This window comes from Reyranella sp., from assembly GCF_030651995.1.
Lineage (GTDB): Bacteria > Pseudomonadota > Alphaproteobacteria > Reyranellales > Reyranellaceae > Reyranella.
The window spans coordinates 93,377-108,845 of the sequence record NZ_JAUSBN010000005.1 but is presented as its reverse complement, the minus strand read 5'-3'; the positions used below and the strand labels follow the sequence as shown (position 1 = coordinate 108,845).

Here is a 15,469-nt window from a genome sequence, read left to right as displayed (position 1 = left end):
GCGACCCCTCTACTCGATCCTGACGCCGGCTTCGCGAATGACCGGCGCCCATTTCGCGATCTCGTCCTTGATGAAACGCGCCGTGACTTCCGGCGAGGTGTCGGTCGTCGGCACCGCGGCGATGTTCTCCAGGAACTTGATGGTGGCAGGGTCCTTCATCATCCGGCGCGAGGCCTGATCCAGAACGTCGACCACTGGCTTCGGCACGTTGGCGGGACCCAGGATCAGGTTGAACGTGTAGGCTTCGTAGCCCTTCACGCCGGCCTCGATCATGGTCGGGATCTCCGGCGCGATCGGCGCGCGCTTGGAATAGGCATAGGCGAGGATGCGGACCTTGCCGGCCTTGTGGAGCTGCAGCGTGGTGCTGAAGGTTTCGAACATCCAGGCCGTCTGGCCGCCCATCATGTCCTGCAGCGCCGGCATCGATCCCTTGTAGGGAATGTGCTCGACATCCATGCCGCCGACCTCGCGCTTGAAGTACTCGCCGGCGAGATTGATGATCGAACCGGCGCCCGAGGAACCGTAGGAGTACTTGCCGGGGTTCTTCTTCATCAGCTCGACCAGGCCCATCACCGTGTCGGGCATGTCGGGCCGGGCTACCAGAACCAGCGGGTTGACGCAGACCGAGGCGATCGGCGTGAAGTCCTTCACCGCATCGTACGCCGGCTTCACGAAGGCCGTCGGATTGATGGCATGGGTGGAGGAGGGCGCACAGAGCAGCGTGTAGCCGTCGGCCTTGGCGTTCTTCACGTCCACCGCACCGATAGAGCCGGCAGCTCCTGCCTTGTTGTCGACGATGACCTGCTGGCCGAGGATGGCGGTGAGCTTGTCCGCGACCATGCGACCTATGATGTCGGTGGGACCACCCGGCGCGAAGGGGATGACGAAGCGGATCGTCCGTTCGGGAAACTTGCCCTGCGCGCGGGCGATCGACGGGGCGGCAAGTGCTGCGGCGCCCGCCACGATCAGTTGGCGGCGTTTCATCCTTCTTCCTCCCTTGTCGTTGGTTCTAGTTCAGGGTCTCGTCGAACAGCTCGATCATGGCGTTCCAGGAGCGGCGGTCGGTGGCCTCATGATAGAAGAAGCCCTTCATGCCACGCGAATCCGCGGCCGGATTGGAGAAGCTGTGACCGGCCCCGCCATAGAGCTGCAGCCGCCAGTCGATGCCGGCGGACTTCATTTCCTTCTCGAAGGCAAGACGCTGCTCGGGCGGAATGATCGGATCGTCGGCGCCGATGCAGACGAGCACCCGGGCCTTGATGTTCACCGCGTCCTGCGGCCGCGCGGTCGCAAGACCCGAATGGAAGCCCACGACCGCTCTCACGTCAGCGCCGCTGCGCGCGATCTCGAGCGCCGTCGTGCCGCCGAAGCAGTAGCCGATGGCGGCGAGGCGCGCCGGATCGACTTCCTTCTGCGCCTTCAGCACGTCGAGCGCCGCCAGCGCACGGGTGCGGATGCCCGTCGGATCGGCCATCCACGGCTGCAGCCGCGCCATGGTCTGGCTGGGATCGGAGAGCGGCTTGCCGTCGCCGTGATAATCCATCGCGAAGGCGGCGTAGCCCAGGCCGGCGAGCCGGGCGGCGATCTTCTTCGTGTGGTCCGTGAGGCCCGGTCCCTCGTGACAGACCAGCACCCCGGCGCGCGGACCTGACTTGCTGTCGTCGACCACATACTGTCCGACCATGCGGACGCCGTCGGCCCGATACTCGATATCCTCGGTGCGCATGTTCGCTGGTTTCCTCCGCTTTGATCCGGAGACTAGCGGAGGCAGCTTGACCCGCCAACGACCCGCCGCCACAAGCCGCCGCCATGGCAATCTCGAAAGGCTCGACGACGCCCGGCTGTGGGCCGGGATCGTGTGCGGGCCGATCCCGCCGGTGATGGCGAAGCTGCTGCCGTTGATCGGCCGGTCACGGGCGAACGACCGGCTTCACGGGCGAGACGCCTGGAATGCACTGCCATGGGCGGCGAATTGCGCGGCAAGAACCCCTCGTATAGATTGCCGCCATGTCGCAGTTCTTTCTTCCGGGCGCGTCCCTCGCGCGATGTATCGAGGCCTGAGGCCCAGCGGGCCGCAGTAGCCTTCGTTCGTTTTTGAGTCGGGAGAAGGGGCGATGTCCCTCGTCGTTTACAACACGCTGTCGCGCGAAAAAGAGCCGTTCCTGCCGCTCGATCCGTCGCATGTCCGCCTCTATGTTTGCGGCCCCACGGTCTATGACTACGTCCATATCGGCAATGCGCGCCCCGTCGTCGTGTTCGACGTTCTGTACCGGCTGCTGAAGCGCCGCTACCCGCGCGTGACCTATGTCCGCAACATCACGGACATCGACGACAAGATCATGGTGCGCGCCGCCGAGAACGAGGAGTCGATCGACGCGCTGACCGAGCGTACGGCCGCCGCCTACCAGAGCGACATGAACCGCCTCGGGGCGCTGTCGCCCGACGTCGAGCCGCGTGCCACGAAGTACGTGGGCGAGATGATCGCGCTGATCGAGCGGCTGGTCGCCCGCGGCCATGCCTACGAAGCGGAAGGCCATGTGCTGTTCGACGTGCCGAGCATGGAAGACTATGGCCGGCTGTCGCGCCGCTCGCATGACGAGCTGATCGCCGGCGCCCGCGTCGAGGTCGCGCCCTACAAGAAGGACGCGGCAGACTTCGTCCTGTGGAAGCCCTCGAACGACGCCCAGGCGGGCTGGCCGAGCCCGTGGGGCCGCGGCCGTCCGGGCTGGCACATCGAGTGCTCTGCCATGAGCGGCGCGCTGCTTGGCGAGACCTTCGACATCCATGCCGGTGGCCTCGACCTCATCTTCCCGCACCACGAGAACGAGATCGCGCAGAGCCGCTGCGCCTCCGGTCACGCCATCATGGCGAAGTACTGGATGCACAACGGCTTCCTGAACATCTCCGGCGAGAAGATGAGCAAGTCGCTTGGCAACTTCTTCACCGTGCACGAGCTGCTCGACCAGTATCCAGGCGAGGTGATCCGGCTCCTGCTGCTGTCGGCGCAGTATCGCCAGCCGCTCGACTTCACGCATGAGGGGCTGGCGCAGGCCAAGGGCACGCTCGATCGCTGGTATGGGCTGTTGCGCGGCAAGGGGCTGGAGGAGAAGCCCATTCCTGCGCCGGTCGAGGACGCGCTGTCGGACGATCTCAACACGCCGCTCGCCATCAGCGCGCTGCACCAGTTGCGCGATCCGTCGGAGCTGAAGGCGGGCGCCGCCGCGCTCGGCCTGCTGCAGCAGGATCCGGACGCCTGGTTCTGTTGGACGCCGGCCGCGGCTGCCGATGGTCCCTCCGATCCTGAGATCGAGGCCGCCATCAAGGCCCGTCAGGCCGCGCGCAAGGCCAGGGACTTCAAGGAATCCGACCGCATCCGCGACGACCTCAAGGCCAAAGGCGTGATCCTCGAGGACGGGCCGAAGGGAACGAGTTGGAAACGCGGTTAGTCATCGGAGCGCGCGCTGGCGCGCTCCGATGAGCCTCAGCGCTTCTCGAAAATGATGCTCTGCACGGCGCGGCCGAAATAGCCTTGGCCGTCGGCGAGCCGCGCGGCGGCGATGCCGACCGAGTCCGGGCCGATCCAGGTCTCGGCGTCGAGCAGAACCCACTCTCCGACCGGCTCGCGACCGAGGCTGACGGTCAGGTCGGCGTTGATGAACGTCCAGTCGCTCATGTCGAAGACCGACGAGGTGCCGTTGCAGAAATCGGCGGCGATGACCGCCCGTATCAACGGCGAGATCTCCGCGCCCTCCACGAGGGGCCGCGCCGCGCGGTACCAGACGGCGGCGGGGCCGGGGATGCGGAAGCCGCCCTTGGCCGTGCGCATCTCGATGCCCTTGAGGAATGGCGTTTCGGTCGCAAAGAAGTCGGGCGGGCTGCAGTGCTCGGGCATCGGAAGCTTGATCGGCGGCCCGTTGGCGATTGCCGGCATCTCCTTGGGATCGATGCGGATGCGCAGCGCGCTTGCCCGCACGACCTCGGTGCCGTCGGACAGCAGGCGCACCGACACGAGCTGGATCTTGCGGCCTTCGCGGACGATGTCGGTCTCGATCGTGAGAGGTGCCACGGGCACCGGCCGCATCAGATCGACGGTGAGGCGGGCGACGCGCATGGGCACCGGTGACGGCAGGTGTTCGACGGCCCAGCAGATCAGCGACGAAGGCGCCGCGCCGTGCTGCAGCTTGGGGCTCCACGGCCCCCCCGGCGAACGCGCTCGTTTCGGCAATGGCGCCTTCGACGCGGTAGATAGACTCCATTCGCTTCAGCTCCGTGTGGCGCGCGCTTTCATAGGTGCCGCCGCCACGACCTGCAATCTCGGGCCGCAATCGGCTTGACGATCTCTTGTATTTAACATATTAGTTAAATATGGATGCACTTTCCCAGACCTTCTCGGCCCTCGCGGATCCGACGCGACGCGCCATCCTCGCGCGGCTCGCCAGCGGCGGCGCCACGGTCGGCGAACTGGCCGCGCCGTTCGACATGTCGCTGCCGGCGGTGTCGCGTCATCTAAAGGTGCTGACGGAGGCCGGGCTGATCGAACGGCATACCGAGGCGCAGTGGCGCCGCTGCGAGCTGCGCGGCGAGGGGCTGCGCGCGGCGGCGGACTGGATCGAGCATTACCGCAGGTTCTGGGAGGCGAGCTTCGACCGGCTCGACGCATTCCTGAAGAGCACCGAACCCGAATCCAAGCCGACGAAAGGAAAGTCAGATGCCCGACGCAAGGCTCGATAACAGCACACTGCACCTCAGCCGGATCTTCGACGCCCCGCGCGACCGCGTCTTCGACGCCTGGGTGAACCGCGACCAGTTCGTGCGCTGGATGTGTCCGCCCGGCGTGGAGATCACCTTGTGCGAAGTCGATGCGAGGCGAGGCGGGGCCTGGCGCATCGATGGACGCAACGAGCGCGGCGTCTTTGCCTCGTCGGGCGTCTACCTCGAGGTCGCCCGGCCCGAGCGGCTGGTCTTCACCTGGGCGCACCATGCCGATGGCGACCACAACCGGGTGCGCGGCGATGAGACGACGGTGAGGGTCGAGCTGCGTGCCCTGGGCGACCGCACGGAGCTCACCCTGATCCACGGCCCGTTTGTCGATTCCGAAGACTTCGCCTGTCACCACGAAGGCTGGGTCGGCACCTTCGACAAGCTCGTCGCCTTTCTCGGGAGGACGGCATGACCGCTCACCCCGTCGTCTCCCACGCGCAATGGCTCGCCGCCAGCCGCGACTTCCTTGCCAAGGAGAAGGAGTTCACCCGGCTGCGGGACGCGCTGTCTCGCCAGCGCCGCGAACTGCCCTGGGAGAGAGTTGAGAAGGAGTATACCTTCGAAACGTCCGAAGGCCGCGCGACCCTGGCGGACCTGTTCGGCGGTCACGGCCAGCTCCTCGTCTATCACCTCATGTTCGGCCCGGACTGGACCGAGGCCTGCAGGAGCTGCTCCTTCTGGGCCGACAACTTCAACGGCATCGACGTGCATCTCGCGCATCGCGACACGGCGCTGGTCGCGGTCTCACGTGCGCCGTTCACCACGCTCGAAACCTATCGCAGACGGATGGGCTGGAGCTTCCGCTGGGCATCGTCCAGAGAAAATGAGTTCAACTTCGACTACGCCGTGAGTTCGCGGCCCGGTGAAGCCGGGATGGACTACAATTTCGGGACGATGAAGGTCGGCCCGGGAGAGAGGCCCGGGTTCAGCGCCTTCCGCCGCGGCGACGACGGCGCCGTCTATCACACCTATTCGACCTACGCGCGCGGCGTTGACATGCTGAACGGCGCTTACCACTTGCTGGATCTGACCTCGAAGGGCCGGGACGAGTCGGAGCTTCCCTTCATGATGGACTGGGTGAAGCGCCGCGACCAGTATTGAGAAAGGGAAGGCAGCCATGAAGGCCGTGTGGCAGGGCAAGGTGATCGCCGAGAGCGACCGCACGCTCGAGGTCGATGGCTACCACTACTTCCCGCGCGAAGCGGTCCGCATGGACGTGCTGAGGCAGATGCCCAGGACGGGCAGTGACCTGCAGTGTCCGCATGGCGTTCGGTTCTACGATCTCGTTGAGGGCGAGACGCGCAGCCCGCGCGCCGCCTGGTCCTACGAGGCGCCGCAGGAAAAGATGAAGCCGGTCGATCGCTGGATCGGTTTCTGGAACGACGTCAGCATTCGCTGACACTCCCAAAGAAAACGGCCGGCGAATGCCGGCCGTTTGAACTTCAGTCGGGAGCGTCTAGCGCGCCGGCGACAGGGCGGTGATCGTCAGCGGGGTCGTCATGCCGATCACGACGTCGCCGACCTTGATCTTCTTCAGCATGTCCTGCTTGGCGATCGAGTTGGCCGTATAGGTGCGCACCAGCCCACCGCGGCCGTCGATCACCGAGACCATGTTCTTGGCGAGGTCGACACCGACCACCGTGAGCGTGAAGCGGCCGGCCTCGACGTCGGTCTGGTTCGCGGTCTGACCCATCTGGTCCTTGCGGGCGAGCTGGGAGCCGGGCCCCTTCTGGCGCAGGTTCAGCATGGTCACCACCTCGGAATAGGTGATGTTGGCCATCGACCCGTCGTCGATCGCATCCAGGTTCTTGACGCTGTCGGCCGCGGGCAGAATCACGAGCTGGCCGTTCGGCAGGGTGAAGGCCACGGTGCGGCTCTCGGTGTCGACCGACTCGATCTTGACCCGCTGGGTGACCACGTCGTTGAAGGCCACGCCCTCGCGCGGCACGGGCCTCACCTGGGCCGATGCCTCGCGCTCGGGCAGGCTCGCGCCAATCGCCAGAACGGCGGCGAACAGGGAAGCGCCTGCGGTCATCTTCATCGAACGGATCGTCATTGCCGTTTACCTCGCAAAACCCCAACGCGCCGGACAATAGCGATCCGAACCGGCGAAGCAACCACCAAGGGCGTGAGCCTCTCAGGCAAAATGGCCCAATACGGCCCTCGCGACCGCATCGGGCTGGTCGAGATAGGCCAGATGGCCGGCATTCTCCACGGTTTCGACCCGGGCCGCGCCGTTGATCCCATTGTTGATCCCCTGGGCAAACTTGCCGGCATAGCTGGGCGGCAGGATGGCGTCGCGGTCGCCCCACAGGATCAGGGTCGGCGCCGAGATCAACCCCAGCCGCTTCTCGAGGCGCGTGTTTCCGAGCGGCCAGAAGGCCCGCGCGGCGGCTTCTGAGGCCCGGGTCATTTCGATCGGCCATTCCACCGAATTGGCGCCCTCCGGCGCGGCGACCAGCTCGTTCCAGTTGGCGCCATCCGCGCACATCAGCCCGGGCAGCACGTCCTTGCGCTGCGCCCAGGGGTCCGCCGCCAGCTCCTGGTCGTCGAACAGGCCGAAGGGGGCGATCAGCGCGAGTCGCCGGACGTGGCCGGGGAAGATGGCCGCCATTTCGGCGGCAAAGGCGCCGCCAACCGACGCGCCCACGAGATCGGCCCCGGCGAGGCCCGCTCCATCGACGATCTGCCGCATGGCCAATATCCAGTCGAGATGGGTGTCGAGCTCGGTGTGTCCCGTCGCACCGGGATACCCGGGCAGGGACGGGGCGATCACCGTCCGTCTCTCGGCGAGCCTGTCGAGGAAGGGCAGCCAGCGAGGCAGGCCGCCGAGGCCCGCCAGGAAGCCCATCCGGGGGCCGCTCCCCTTGGTCCAGACGCGGCAGGGATGGCCGTTGACGTCGATCGTCGTGGTCACGGGTTCGGGCAAGGCTCTACTCCGCGGCGACGGTCTGCGGCCGGAAGGCGGGAACCGCGGCGCGCTGGCCCTTGTCCATCGGCTTGGGCCACCACTTGTCCTCCCAGTCGCCGAACAGGTCCTTGACCTTCGGCATCACCTTCTCGGCGAACAGCCGCGTATTGTACTTGGTCGTGTCCTTGCTCATGTTGCCGTACTGCAGCAGCAGCATGAGATGGCCGACGTTGAGGCTGGTGGCCACGTGGCGGATCTGCTCCACGACCTCGTCGGGTGAGCCGACGATGACGTAGCCGCCGTCCACGATGTCCTTCATGTTGGTGGCCTTCAGACTGAGCTTGCTCGAATAGCTCGCGGTGTTGGCCGCCTTGCTCACCATGCTCTGGATGCCGGCACGCTGCGTCGCCTCGGTCGTGTAGCCGGGCGGCGTCGCGAAGCGCGCGTCGACATGCAGGCACCGGCCGTAGAAATACTCGGCGGGCTCGGTGTAGAGGTCGAGCGCCTGCTGGCGGCTCTCGGCCACGCCGACGAACTGCAGGAAGCCCGCGCGGTACGGATTGCGGTCCTTGCCGAGCTTCTCCATCTCGTTCCAGAAGCCCTGCATCGTCGTGAGGCCGGCCTTGTAGCCGTAGTAGGAGAGGTAGCAGTAGACGTAGTCCATCTCGGCGCACCAGCGCCACGTCTCGACCGAGCCGCCGCCGGGAATCCAGATCGGCGGGTGCGGGTCGTTCTGGATGGGGCGCGGCCAGATGTTGACGTAGCGCTGCTGGTTGTAGCGGCCGTTGAAGGCGAAGGTGTCCTTCTCGGTCCAGGCCCGCTTCACCAGGTCATGCGCCTCGAGATAGCGCTCGCGCAGCAGGCTCGGATTCTGGCCGTAGGCGTAGCAGGTGTCCATCGGCGAGCCGACCGGGAAGCCCGCGATCAGCCGGCCACCTGAGATGCAGTCGATCATCGCGAACTCTTCGGCAACGCGCGTCGGCGGATTGTAGAGGGCCAGCGAATTGCCCATGACGCAGAGCGCGGTGTCGGTGGTGCGGCGCGCCAGCGACGAGGCGATCAGATTGGGCGAGGGCATCAGCCCATAGCCGTTGGAATGATGCTCGTTGACGCAGACCGCGTCGTAGCCGAGCTCGGCGGCATATTCGAGCTCGTCCATGAAGTCGTTGTACATGTGATGCGCACGCTTGGGGTCGAACAGCGAGGAATGGATGTCGACCCACACCGACGGGTGCTTCCGGTTGAAGTCTTCCGGAAGCTCCGTGTACGGCATGAGGTGGAACCACATGAGTTTCATGGTGCGCTCTCCCTAAACTCGAGCTGCTTGGTAAACGACCGTTTACCTCGCAAGCCTGCCGCGACTCCGAGAGGCCTGCAATCCGGAATTTCCACAGGGAGTGAGTAATTTTATTGTTTTTCCCCTGTGCCAACCGTTCCGAATAGTATTTGTGCATTGCACTCTCGCGAATGCAGCAATAGTTTCGCTGCAACGCAGGAGGAGTTGCCATGTCCGTCGTCGCTTTCGCGCCTCGCCCACATCCCACGGCCAACCAGCCGAAGAAGGATCTCTACGAGGTCGGGGAAATTCCGCCGCTCGGACATGTGCCGAAGAACATGTACGCCTGGGTCATCCGGCGCGACCGTCACGGGCCGCCCGAGCAGTCCATGCAGCTCGAGGTCGTGCCGACTCACACGATTGGCGAGGACGAGGTGCTGGTCCTCGTGATGGCGGCGGGCGTGAACTACAACGGCGTGTGGGCGGGTCTCGGCCTGCCGATTTCTCCGTTCGACGTGCACAAGCAGCCCTTCCACATCGCCGGCTCCGATGCCTCGGGCATCGTCTGGGCGGTCGGCGCCAAGGTGAAGCGCTGGAAGGTCGGTGACGAGGTCGTCATCCACTGTAACCAGGACGATGGCGACGACGAGGAGTGCAACGGCGGCGATCCGATGTTCTCCACCAGCCAGCGGATCTGGGGCTACGAGACGCCCGATGGTTCGTTCGCGCAGTTCTGCAAGGTCCAGGCGCGCCAGCTCATGAAGCGTCCGGCGCACCTCACCTGGGAGGAGAGTGCCTCCTACACGCTCACCCTCGCCACCGCCTACCGCATGCTGTTCGGCCATCGTCCGCACATCCTGCGGCCCGGCCACAACGTGCTGGTGTGGGGCGCGGCGGGTGGCCTCGGCTCAATGGCGATCCAGCTCATCGCGACGGCCGGCGCCAATGCCATCGGCGTGATCTCCGACCCGTCGAAGAAGGATTTCGTGATGTCGCTCGGCGCGCGCGGCGTCATCAACCGCAACGACTTCGACTGCTGGGGGCAACTTCCCGACGTCGACGACCAGGCGGGCTATGCCGAGTACATGAAGAAGTGCCGCAAGTTCGGCGCCGCGATCTGGGAACACACCGGCAAGGGCAACGACGTCGACTTCGTGTTCGAGCATCCCGGCGAGCAGACCTTCCCGGTCTCCTGTTTCATCGTGAAGCGCGGCGGCATGGTGGTCTTTTGCGCCGGCACCACCGGCTTCAACCTGACGATGGACGCGCGTTTCGTGTGGATGCGCCAGAAGCGTATCCAGGGCAGCCACTTCGCCAACCTGCTGCAGGCCAGCCAGGCCAACCAGCTGGTGATCGAGCGCCGCATCGACCCGTGCATGAGCGAAGTCTTCGAATGGGCCGACATTCCCAAGGCCCACACCAAGATGTGGAAGAACCAGCACAAGCCCGGAAACATGGCCGTGCTGGTCTCCGCCAAGCGCCCCGGCCTGCGCACGCTCGAAGACGCGCTGGACGAGTAAGGCTCCTTCCGCGATTGCGCCTTCTGCGCCCGCGCAGCGCGGGGAGGGTGAGGTGGGTCTTCGATTGCCGGCCCGCCCGTCCCTGCTGAACGATCCACCACCTCACCTTCCCATTGCTGCGCAATGGGCCCCTTCCTCTCCCCCACTTCGTGGCGGAGAGGAGTTCGTGACTGGAGACGAGCCGTGCTGCTGAACGACCTTCTTTCTCTCTGCGCCGAAGCCGAGGACGCGGCCGGACGCCATGAAACCGCGGCCCGCGAAGCGGTGCGGGCGCTGGTGGCGCCTCACGGCAAGGTCGACCCGAAGCTGCTGGAGCGCGAGCAGTTCGCGGCGCACGGCTTTGCCTGGATCGCCACCTACGTGGCGGCGCTGCGCCAGATGCGGCGCTGGGCCGAGGCGGGGGCGGGCGGCGAACTCGAAAGTCTGATCCTGCAGTCGGCCTATGGCGAATATCTCGCGCAGCTCAAGGGCGGCATCGCCATCAGCCAGGTCGAGATCGTGCGGCCGGGCGATTTCGGGCTCGACGGTTCGGCGCTCGAGACGCCGGCCGTTGCCAAGCTGATCGCCGGCAACACGCCGGCGGTGCGCGGCCGCATCGCCGAACTCATTTCGGACGGTCTCGACACCGGCGGCTTCGGCGAGCTGGGGCTGGATGACGAGGCGCTCGAAGAGGTGCGCCGGCAGTTCCGCCGCTTCGTCGACACCGAGGTGGCGCCGCATGCGCATGGCTGGCACCTGCGCGACGAGCTCATCCCGCTGCCGGTGGTGCAGCAGATGGCTGATCTCGGCGTCTTCGGCCTGACTGTCCCCGAGGAGTGGGGCGGGCTGGGCATGGGCAAGCTCGCGATGTGCGTCGTCACCGAGGAGCTTTCGCGCGGTTACATCGGTGTCGGCTCGCTGGGTACGCGTTCCGAGATCGCGGCCGAGCTGATCCGCGCGGGCGGCACCGAGGCGCAGAAGCAGAAGTACCTGTCGCGCATCGCCTCGGGCGAGATCCTGCCCACGGCGGTGTTCACCGAGCCCAACACCGGCTCGGACCTGGCGAGCCTGCGCACGCGCGCGGTGCTCGAGGGCGACACCTACAGGATCAACGGCAACAAGACCTGGATCACCCACGCCGCGCGCGCCGACATCATGACGCTTCTCGCGCGAAGCGATGCCTCGAAGCCCGGCTACCAGGGCCTGTCGATGTTCCTCGCGGAGAAGCCGCGCGGCACCGACGCCGATCCATTCCCGGCCAAGGGCATGAGCGGCGGCGAGATCAGAGTGCTGGGCTATCGCGGCATGAAGGAATACGAGATCGGCTTCGACGGTTTCGAGGTGCCGGCCGCCAACCTGCTGGGCGAGAAGGAAGGCCAGGGCTTCAAGCAGCTCATGGCGACCTTCGAGAGCGCGCGCATCCAGACCGCCGCCCGCGCCGTCGGCGTGGCGCAGAACGCGCTCGAACTGGGCCTGCGTTATGCCAAGGACCGCATCCAGTTCGCCAAGCCGCTCTATGCTTTCCCGCGCGTCGCCGGGAAGATCGCCTGGATGGCGGTCGAGACCATGATCGCCCGCCAGCTCACCTACTTCGCTGCGCGCGAGAAGGATTCCGACCGTCGCTGCGACATCGAGGCGGGCATGGCCAAGCTGCTGGCCGCGCGGGTCGCCTGGAGCAATGCCGACAATGCGCTCCAGATTCATGGCGGCAACGGCTACGCGATGGAATATCCGGTCAGCCGCGTCCTCTGTGACGCCCGCATCCTCAATATCTTCGAGGGTGCAGCCGAGATCCAGGCCCAGGTCGTCTGCCGCGGCCTGATCGAGGGGCGCAACTAGCGCGTGCGCGGGGCGCCCACAGGCGCGGGGACATGATCCGCGGCCGGTCCGGTCGCGTACGGTGTCTGTGACCACGAAGGGCAGAGAATGAAATCCCTCCATCGCGCCGACATTGACGCGGACTCGGGGAATGGTGAAGGCGGAGCGCTTCCAGCAGGAGGCATCGCCATAGTCATAGGCTCGTCGGGAGGTATCGGCAGCGCCCTGCATGAACGCCTCTCGACGCAGTCCCGCTTCAGCGCTGTGCTGGGACTGGGTCGAACAAGCTCACCGCCGCTCGACCTGACGGACGAGGCGAGCATTGCCGGAGCGGCTCGTCATGTTGCGGGGTTTGGAGCAGATGTGCGCCTCATCATTGACGCCAGCGGAATCCTGCATGGCGATGGGCTGTCACCCGAAAAGAGCTGGCGCGATCTCGACGCAACACAGATGACCAGGGCCTTCGCCGTGAATGCCATCGGCCCGGCTCTGCTGATGAAGCACTTCCTGCCGTTGCTGCCGCGTCAGGGGCGGTCGGTGTTCGCCACGCTGTCGGCCAGGGTCGGCAGCATCGGCGATAACCGGCTGGGTGGCTGGTACAGCTACCGCGCCTCGAAGGCGGCGCTCAATCAGTTCGTGCGCACGGCGGCCATCGAGCTTGGCCGCCGCCAGCCTGCCGCGCTTTGCGTGGCGCTCCATCCCGGGACGGTGGCAACGTCGCTCTCGTCGCCTTTCGTCAAGGCGGGTCTCGACGTGCAGACGCCCACCCAGGCGGCCGGGCGTCTGCTCGAGGTGATCGATCGCCTTCCGCCCGGCAGCAGTGGTGGCTTCTTCGATCACCGCGGCGATCCGGTGCCGTGGTGACCGCGCTATAGGTCATCGATCCGGCAAGCGGCTATTCGCGCTTGTCCTCCACCTTGATGCCCATGATCTTCTTGGCGGGGTACTTCTTGAAGGTGCCGAGATGGTTGCGCATGCCGAGCTGGAAGGCCTCGATGTAGGCCAGCTTGCGCGTCAGGTAATTGTGCTGCTCTTTCGGGTCGAGATAGAGGTTGAACAGCTTCGGATAGGTGTAGCGCTCCAGCACGCCGGTGAAGCCGCCGGTGCCGAACGCGTCCGTCGCGTTGTCGCTCGTGGCCGACAGTACCATCTTGTATTCGCCGCAGCGCATGCCCGAGAAGGTCTGGCTGAGCCAATAGTAGTGATACTTGCGGTTGGACAGGCCGTCGGGTGCGAGCAGGAACGAGCTCTGGTCGACGCCGTCGATGTAGCGGTCGGACGGCAGCAGGTCGGAGGCGCCGGCCAGGCCCAGCGCGGTCGGCACGATGTCGTTGAAGTCGAACAGCCCGTCACTCTGGCGGCCGGCCTCGATCGTGCCCGGCCAGTACATCAGGCCGGGGACGCGCACGCCGCCTTCCCAGGTCGAGCCCTTGGCGCAGCGGAACGGCGTGAAAGCCGTATCCGGCCACGTTTCCATGTGCGGGCCGTTGTCGGACGAGATGAAGATCAGCGTGTCCTCGAGCTGGCCCGACTTGCGCAGCGCCTCGACGAGACGGCCCATGATCTCGTCGAGTTCGAGCAGCGTGTCCTTGTAGGGATGCCTGGCCGGCGACTTGCCGAGGAACTTCTCGCCCGGATAGTTGTCGAAGTGGGCGCCGCGCGTGCAGTGATAGAGCAGCCACGGCTTGTCCGACTTGGCCTGCTTCTCAATGAAGGCCTCGGAGTACTTGCACCACTTCTCGTCGAGTTCGGAGAGGACGGGGATCGTCACCTCCTCGACGTTGGTCAGCTCCTTGCCCTTGGTCGCGTGCACGAAGCAGCGGTTGAAGGGCATGTTCTTGATCCACTCGGTGCGCGCGTCCGAATAGACGATCTCCGGGAAGAAGTGCGGGTCGCGCCACTCGGTGTACATGTCGGAGACGGAGAGGAAGCCGTAGAAATCGTCGTAGCCGACGTGCTGCGGCTGGCTTTCGACATTCTCGCCGAGATGCCACTTGCCGACGGCCTGTGTCGTGTAGCCGGCCTGGCTGAGGAGCATGGGCAGGGTGATCTCGCCCTGCAGTCCGCCGGGTTCGCCGTACATCGGCGGGCGATGCAGCCCATGACGGTTCGGAACGCGGCCGGTGTGCAGCGTGGCGCGCGACGGCGAACAGGAGGGTTCGGAATAGCAGGAGGTGAGCTGCAGCCCACCGCGCGCGATCCTGTCGAAGTTGGGCGTCGGTGCACCCACGGCGACACCGCCGCCGTAGCAGCCGAAATCGCCCCAGCCGACATCGTCCATCAGATAGATCAGGATGTTGGGCTTCTTCTTTCGGGCGGCGATTTTTCGCGCTGCGGCTTCGACGTCTTCCTTGTGCACGAAAGCGGGTTCGAGATGGTTTGCCTTGCGCACGGTCTGGGCTGCGATGGCGTCGAATGCCGGCATGTTTCCTCCGTTGAATTGCGCGCAAACTACCCGCTTGCGGCGTCGATGGCGATGGCGCGCGCGAGCACAGTGAGCGGCGGGCCATAGCGGGCGCCAGCCTCGGCCTCGCTCATCGCGGAGCGGGTGAAGCGCATCGAGATGCACCCCAGCACGCGGTCGTTCGTCTGAATGGCGACGGCGATTCCCTGCAGGCGGGCCGGCCGCGTCAGGACCGAGAAGGCGTGGCCATCCCGGCGTATGCGGGCAAAGTCTGCGGCCAGCTTCGCGTCGTACCGCACGCCGAGGTCGCGGAGGATCGCGCGACGCTCTTCCTCCGCGGAGGAGGCGAGCCAGGCACGGCCGAGGGCGCCCGACAGGATCGGGCTGCGGCGCTGCAGGGCGGTACGCTCGAACGACATCGGGCTTTCCGCCGCTGTCGAGTAGCGGATCGTGATCGCCCTGTGGCTGATCGAGCCGAGGTAGAGCGGCCAGCCGTGTTCCTGCGTGAACCGCTGCATGTGCGGCGCGGCCGCGTCGACGAAATGATCGATGAAGCGGATGCCTTGGGCCAGGCCCAGCACGCGGTCGGTCAGGCGATAGCCTATGAGGCGGGATACCTTCGCTACGTAGCCCAGTTCGATCAGCCCGTTCAGCAGGCGCGCCACGGTGGGGCGGGGCATGCCGGTCTCCTCCGCCAGCACGGCGATGGTGCCGTGAGGGCGCCGGCTCAGCGCCTCGAGGATCTCGAAGCTGCGGCGGACGGGCTCGATGGCCATGGCTGACGCTATTCCGTAATACGG

16 protein-coding genes are annotated in these 15,469 nt (G+C 66.0%); 8 read left to right on the top strand and 8 right to left on the bottom strand.

Annotated features, from left to right (window positions below):
* Nucleotides 1–9: 9 nt before the first annotated feature.
* Together Q7V45_RS01215 and Q7V45_RS01210 are read right to left on the bottom strand one after the other, a co-directional pair.
* Nucleotides 10–984 (bottom strand): tripartite tricarboxylate transporter substrate binding protein, encoded by a 975-nt coding sequence (locus Q7V45_RS01215; RefSeq protein ID WP_304845632.1) that lies wholly within the window; start codon nt 982–984, stop codon nt 10–12.
* Between the two features lie 25 nt (nt 985–1,009).
* The gene (locus Q7V45_RS01210; RefSeq protein WP_304845630.1) at nt 1,010–1,726 is read right to left on the bottom strand and encodes a dienelactone hydrolase family protein; all 717 of its coding nucleotides are present in this window, start codon (nt 1,724–1,726) and stop codon (nt 1,010–1,012) included.
* A 388-nt stretch (nt 1,727–2,114) separates the two neighbouring features.
* On the opposite strand from Q7V45_RS01210, the gene cysS reads away from it, so the two are divergent.
* The gene (cysS, locus tag Q7V45_RS01205; protein WP_304845628.1) at nt 2,115–3,446 is read left to right on the top strand and encodes a cysteine--tRNA ligase; all 1,332 of its coding nucleotides are present in this window, start codon (nt 2,115–2,117) and stop codon (nt 3,444–3,446) included.
* A 35-nt stretch (nt 3,447–3,481) separates the two neighbouring features.
* On the opposite strand, the gene Q7V45_RS01200 is transcribed toward cysS, so the two are convergent.
* On the bottom strand, nt 3,482–4,225 hold the full coding sequence (locus Q7V45_RS01200; protein ID WP_370692535.1) for a thioesterase family protein: 744 nt from the start codon (nt 4,223–4,225) through the stop codon (nt 3,482–3,484).
* Nucleotides 4,226–4,365: 140 nt separating this feature from the next.
* Between Q7V45_RS01200 and Q7V45_RS01195 the strand changes: the two genes are divergently transcribed.
* From Q7V45_RS01195 to Q7V45_RS01180, 4 genes are read left to right on the top strand one after another with little or no spacing between them, the layout of a single operon-like run.
* Nucleotides 4,366–4,731: a helix-turn-helix transcriptional regulator gene (locus Q7V45_RS01195; RefSeq protein WP_304845625.1), complete on the top strand. Its 366-nt coding sequence runs from the start codon at nt 4,366–4,368 to the stop codon at nt 4,729–4,731.
* On the top strand, nt 4,709–5,173 hold the full coding sequence (locus tag Q7V45_RS01190) for an SRPBCC domain-containing protein (protein WP_304845622.1): 465 nt from the start codon (nt 4,709–4,711) through the stop codon (nt 5,171–5,173). The genes Q7V45_RS01195 and Q7V45_RS01190 overlap by 23 nt, the downstream gene beginning before the upstream one ends.
* Nucleotides 5,170–5,862, top strand: a complete 693-nt coding sequence (locus Q7V45_RS01185) for a DUF899 domain-containing protein (RefSeq protein ID WP_304845619.1) — start codon at nt 5,170–5,172, stop codon at nt 5,860–5,862. The genes Q7V45_RS01190 and Q7V45_RS01185 overlap by 4 nt, the downstream gene beginning before the upstream one ends.
* 16 nt (nt 5,863–5,878) lie before the next feature.
* Entirely contained in the window at nt 5,879–6,160 is a 282-nt protein-coding gene (locus tag Q7V45_RS01180; RefSeq protein WP_304845616.1) for a DUF427 domain-containing protein, read from the top strand.
* Nucleotides 6,161–6,217: 57 nt separating this feature from the next.
* Here the strand turns inward: Q7V45_RS01180 and Q7V45_RS01175 are convergent, their stop codons facing one another.
* The 3 genes from Q7V45_RS01175 to Q7V45_RS01165 form a co-directional block, all read right to left on the bottom strand.
* The gene (locus tag Q7V45_RS01175) at nt 6,218–6,817 is read right to left on the bottom strand and encodes a hypothetical protein (RefSeq protein WP_304845613.1); all 600 of its coding nucleotides are present in this window, start codon (nt 6,815–6,817) and stop codon (nt 6,218–6,220) included.
* An 81-nt stretch (nt 6,818–6,898) separates the two neighbouring features.
* Nucleotides 6,899–7,690, bottom strand: a complete 792-nt coding sequence (locus Q7V45_RS01170; protein WP_304845610.1) for an alpha/beta fold hydrolase — start codon at nt 7,688–7,690, stop codon at nt 6,899–6,901.
* A 4-nt stretch (nt 7,691–7,694) separates the two neighbouring features.
* Nucleotides 7,695–8,969, bottom strand: a complete 1,275-nt coding sequence (locus Q7V45_RS01165; RefSeq protein WP_304845607.1) for an LLM class flavin-dependent oxidoreductase — start codon at nt 8,967–8,969, stop codon at nt 7,695–7,697.
* Between the two features lie 209 nt (nt 8,970–9,178).
* Here Q7V45_RS01165 and ccrA point away from each other — a divergent pair, with 209 nt between their 5' ends.
* The 3 genes from ccrA (at nt 9,179) to Q7V45_RS01150 (ending at nt 13,129) form a co-directional block, all read left to right on the top strand.
* Nucleotides 9,179–10,468, top strand: coding sequence for a crotonyl-CoA carboxylase/reductase (ccrA, locus tag Q7V45_RS01160; protein WP_304845604.1), 1,290 nt, complete (start codon nt 9,179–9,181; stop codon nt 10,466–10,468).
* Between the two features lie 183 nt (nt 10,469–10,651).
* Nucleotides 10,652–12,286 carry an acyl-CoA dehydrogenase family protein gene (locus Q7V45_RS01155; protein WP_370692534.1) on the top strand — a complete coding sequence of 545 codons (1,635 nt, stop codon included), beginning with the start codon at nt 10,652–10,654 and terminating at the stop codon, nt 12,284–12,286.
* An 87-nt stretch (nt 12,287–12,373) separates the two neighbouring features.
* A complete protein-coding gene (locus Q7V45_RS01150; protein WP_304845597.1) occupies nt 12,374–13,129 on the top strand; it encodes an SDR family NAD(P)-dependent oxidoreductase in 756 nt (251 codons plus the stop codon).
* Between the two features lie 31 nt (nt 13,130–13,160).
* Here the strand turns inward: Q7V45_RS01150 and Q7V45_RS01145 are convergent, their stop codons facing one another.
* Together Q7V45_RS01145 and Q7V45_RS01140 are read right to left on the bottom strand one after the other, a co-directional pair.
* Nucleotides 13,161–14,690, bottom strand: coding sequence for an arylsulfatase (locus Q7V45_RS01145; protein ID WP_304845594.1), 1,530 nt, complete (start codon nt 14,688–14,690; stop codon nt 13,161–13,163).
* 26 nt (nt 14,691–14,716) lie between these two features.
* A complete protein-coding gene (locus Q7V45_RS01140; protein WP_304845591.1) occupies nt 14,717–15,445 on the bottom strand; it encodes a helix-turn-helix domain-containing protein in 729 nt (242 codons plus the stop codon).
* Nucleotides 15,446–15,469 lie beyond the last annotated feature (24 nt).

What these genes read in the sequence shown, in the direction of transcription:
- Q7V45_RS01215 (WP_304845632.1), bottom strand. Translation starts at nt 984, where the DNA reads ATGAAACGCCGCCAACTGATCGTGGCGGGCGCCGCAGCACTTGCCGCC.
- Q7V45_RS01210 (WP_304845630.1), bottom strand. Translation starts at nt 1,726, where the DNA reads ATGCGCACCGAGGATATCGAGTATCGGGCCGACGGCGTCCGCATGGTC.
- cysS (WP_304845628.1), top strand. Translation starts at nt 2,115, where the DNA reads ATGTCCCTCGTCGTTTACAACACGCTGTCGCGCGAAAAAGAGCCGTTC.
- Q7V45_RS01195 (WP_304845625.1), top strand. Translation starts at nt 4,366, where the DNA reads ATGGATGCACTTTCCCAGACCTTCTCGGCCCTCGCGGATCCGACGCGA.
- Q7V45_RS01190 (WP_304845622.1), top strand. Translation starts at nt 4,709, where the DNA reads ATGCCCGACGCAAGGCTCGATAACAGCACACTGCACCTCAGCCGGATC.
- Q7V45_RS01185 (WP_304845619.1), top strand. Translation starts at nt 5,170, where the DNA reads ATGACCGCTCACCCCGTCGTCTCCCACGCGCAATGGCTCGCCGCCAGC.
- Q7V45_RS01180 (WP_304845616.1), top strand. Translation starts at nt 5,879, where the DNA reads ATGAAGGCCGTGTGGCAGGGCAAGGTGATCGCCGAGAGCGACCGCACG.
- Q7V45_RS01175 (WP_304845613.1), bottom strand. Translation starts at nt 6,817, where the DNA reads ATGACGATCCGTTCGATGAAGATGACCGCAGGCGCTTCCCTGTTCGCC.
- Q7V45_RS01165 (WP_304845607.1), bottom strand. Translation starts at nt 8,969, where the DNA reads ATGAAACTCATGTGGTTCCACCTCATGCCGTACACGGAGCTTCCGGAA.
- ccrA (WP_304845604.1), top strand. Translation starts at nt 9,179, where the DNA reads ATGTCCGTCGTCGCTTTCGCGCCTCGCCCACATCCCACGGCCAACCAG.
- Q7V45_RS01150 (WP_304845597.1), top strand. Translation starts at nt 12,374, where the DNA reads ATGAAATCCCTCCATCGCGCCGACATTGACGCGGACTCGGGGAATGGT.
- Q7V45_RS01145 (WP_304845594.1), bottom strand. Translation starts at nt 14,690, where the DNA reads ATGCCGGCATTCGACGCCATCGCAGCCCAGACCGTGCGCAAGGCAAAC.
- Q7V45_RS01140 (WP_304845591.1), bottom strand. Translation starts at nt 15,445, where the DNA reads ATGGCCATCGAGCCCGTCCGCCGCAGCTTCGAGATCCTCGAGGCGCTG.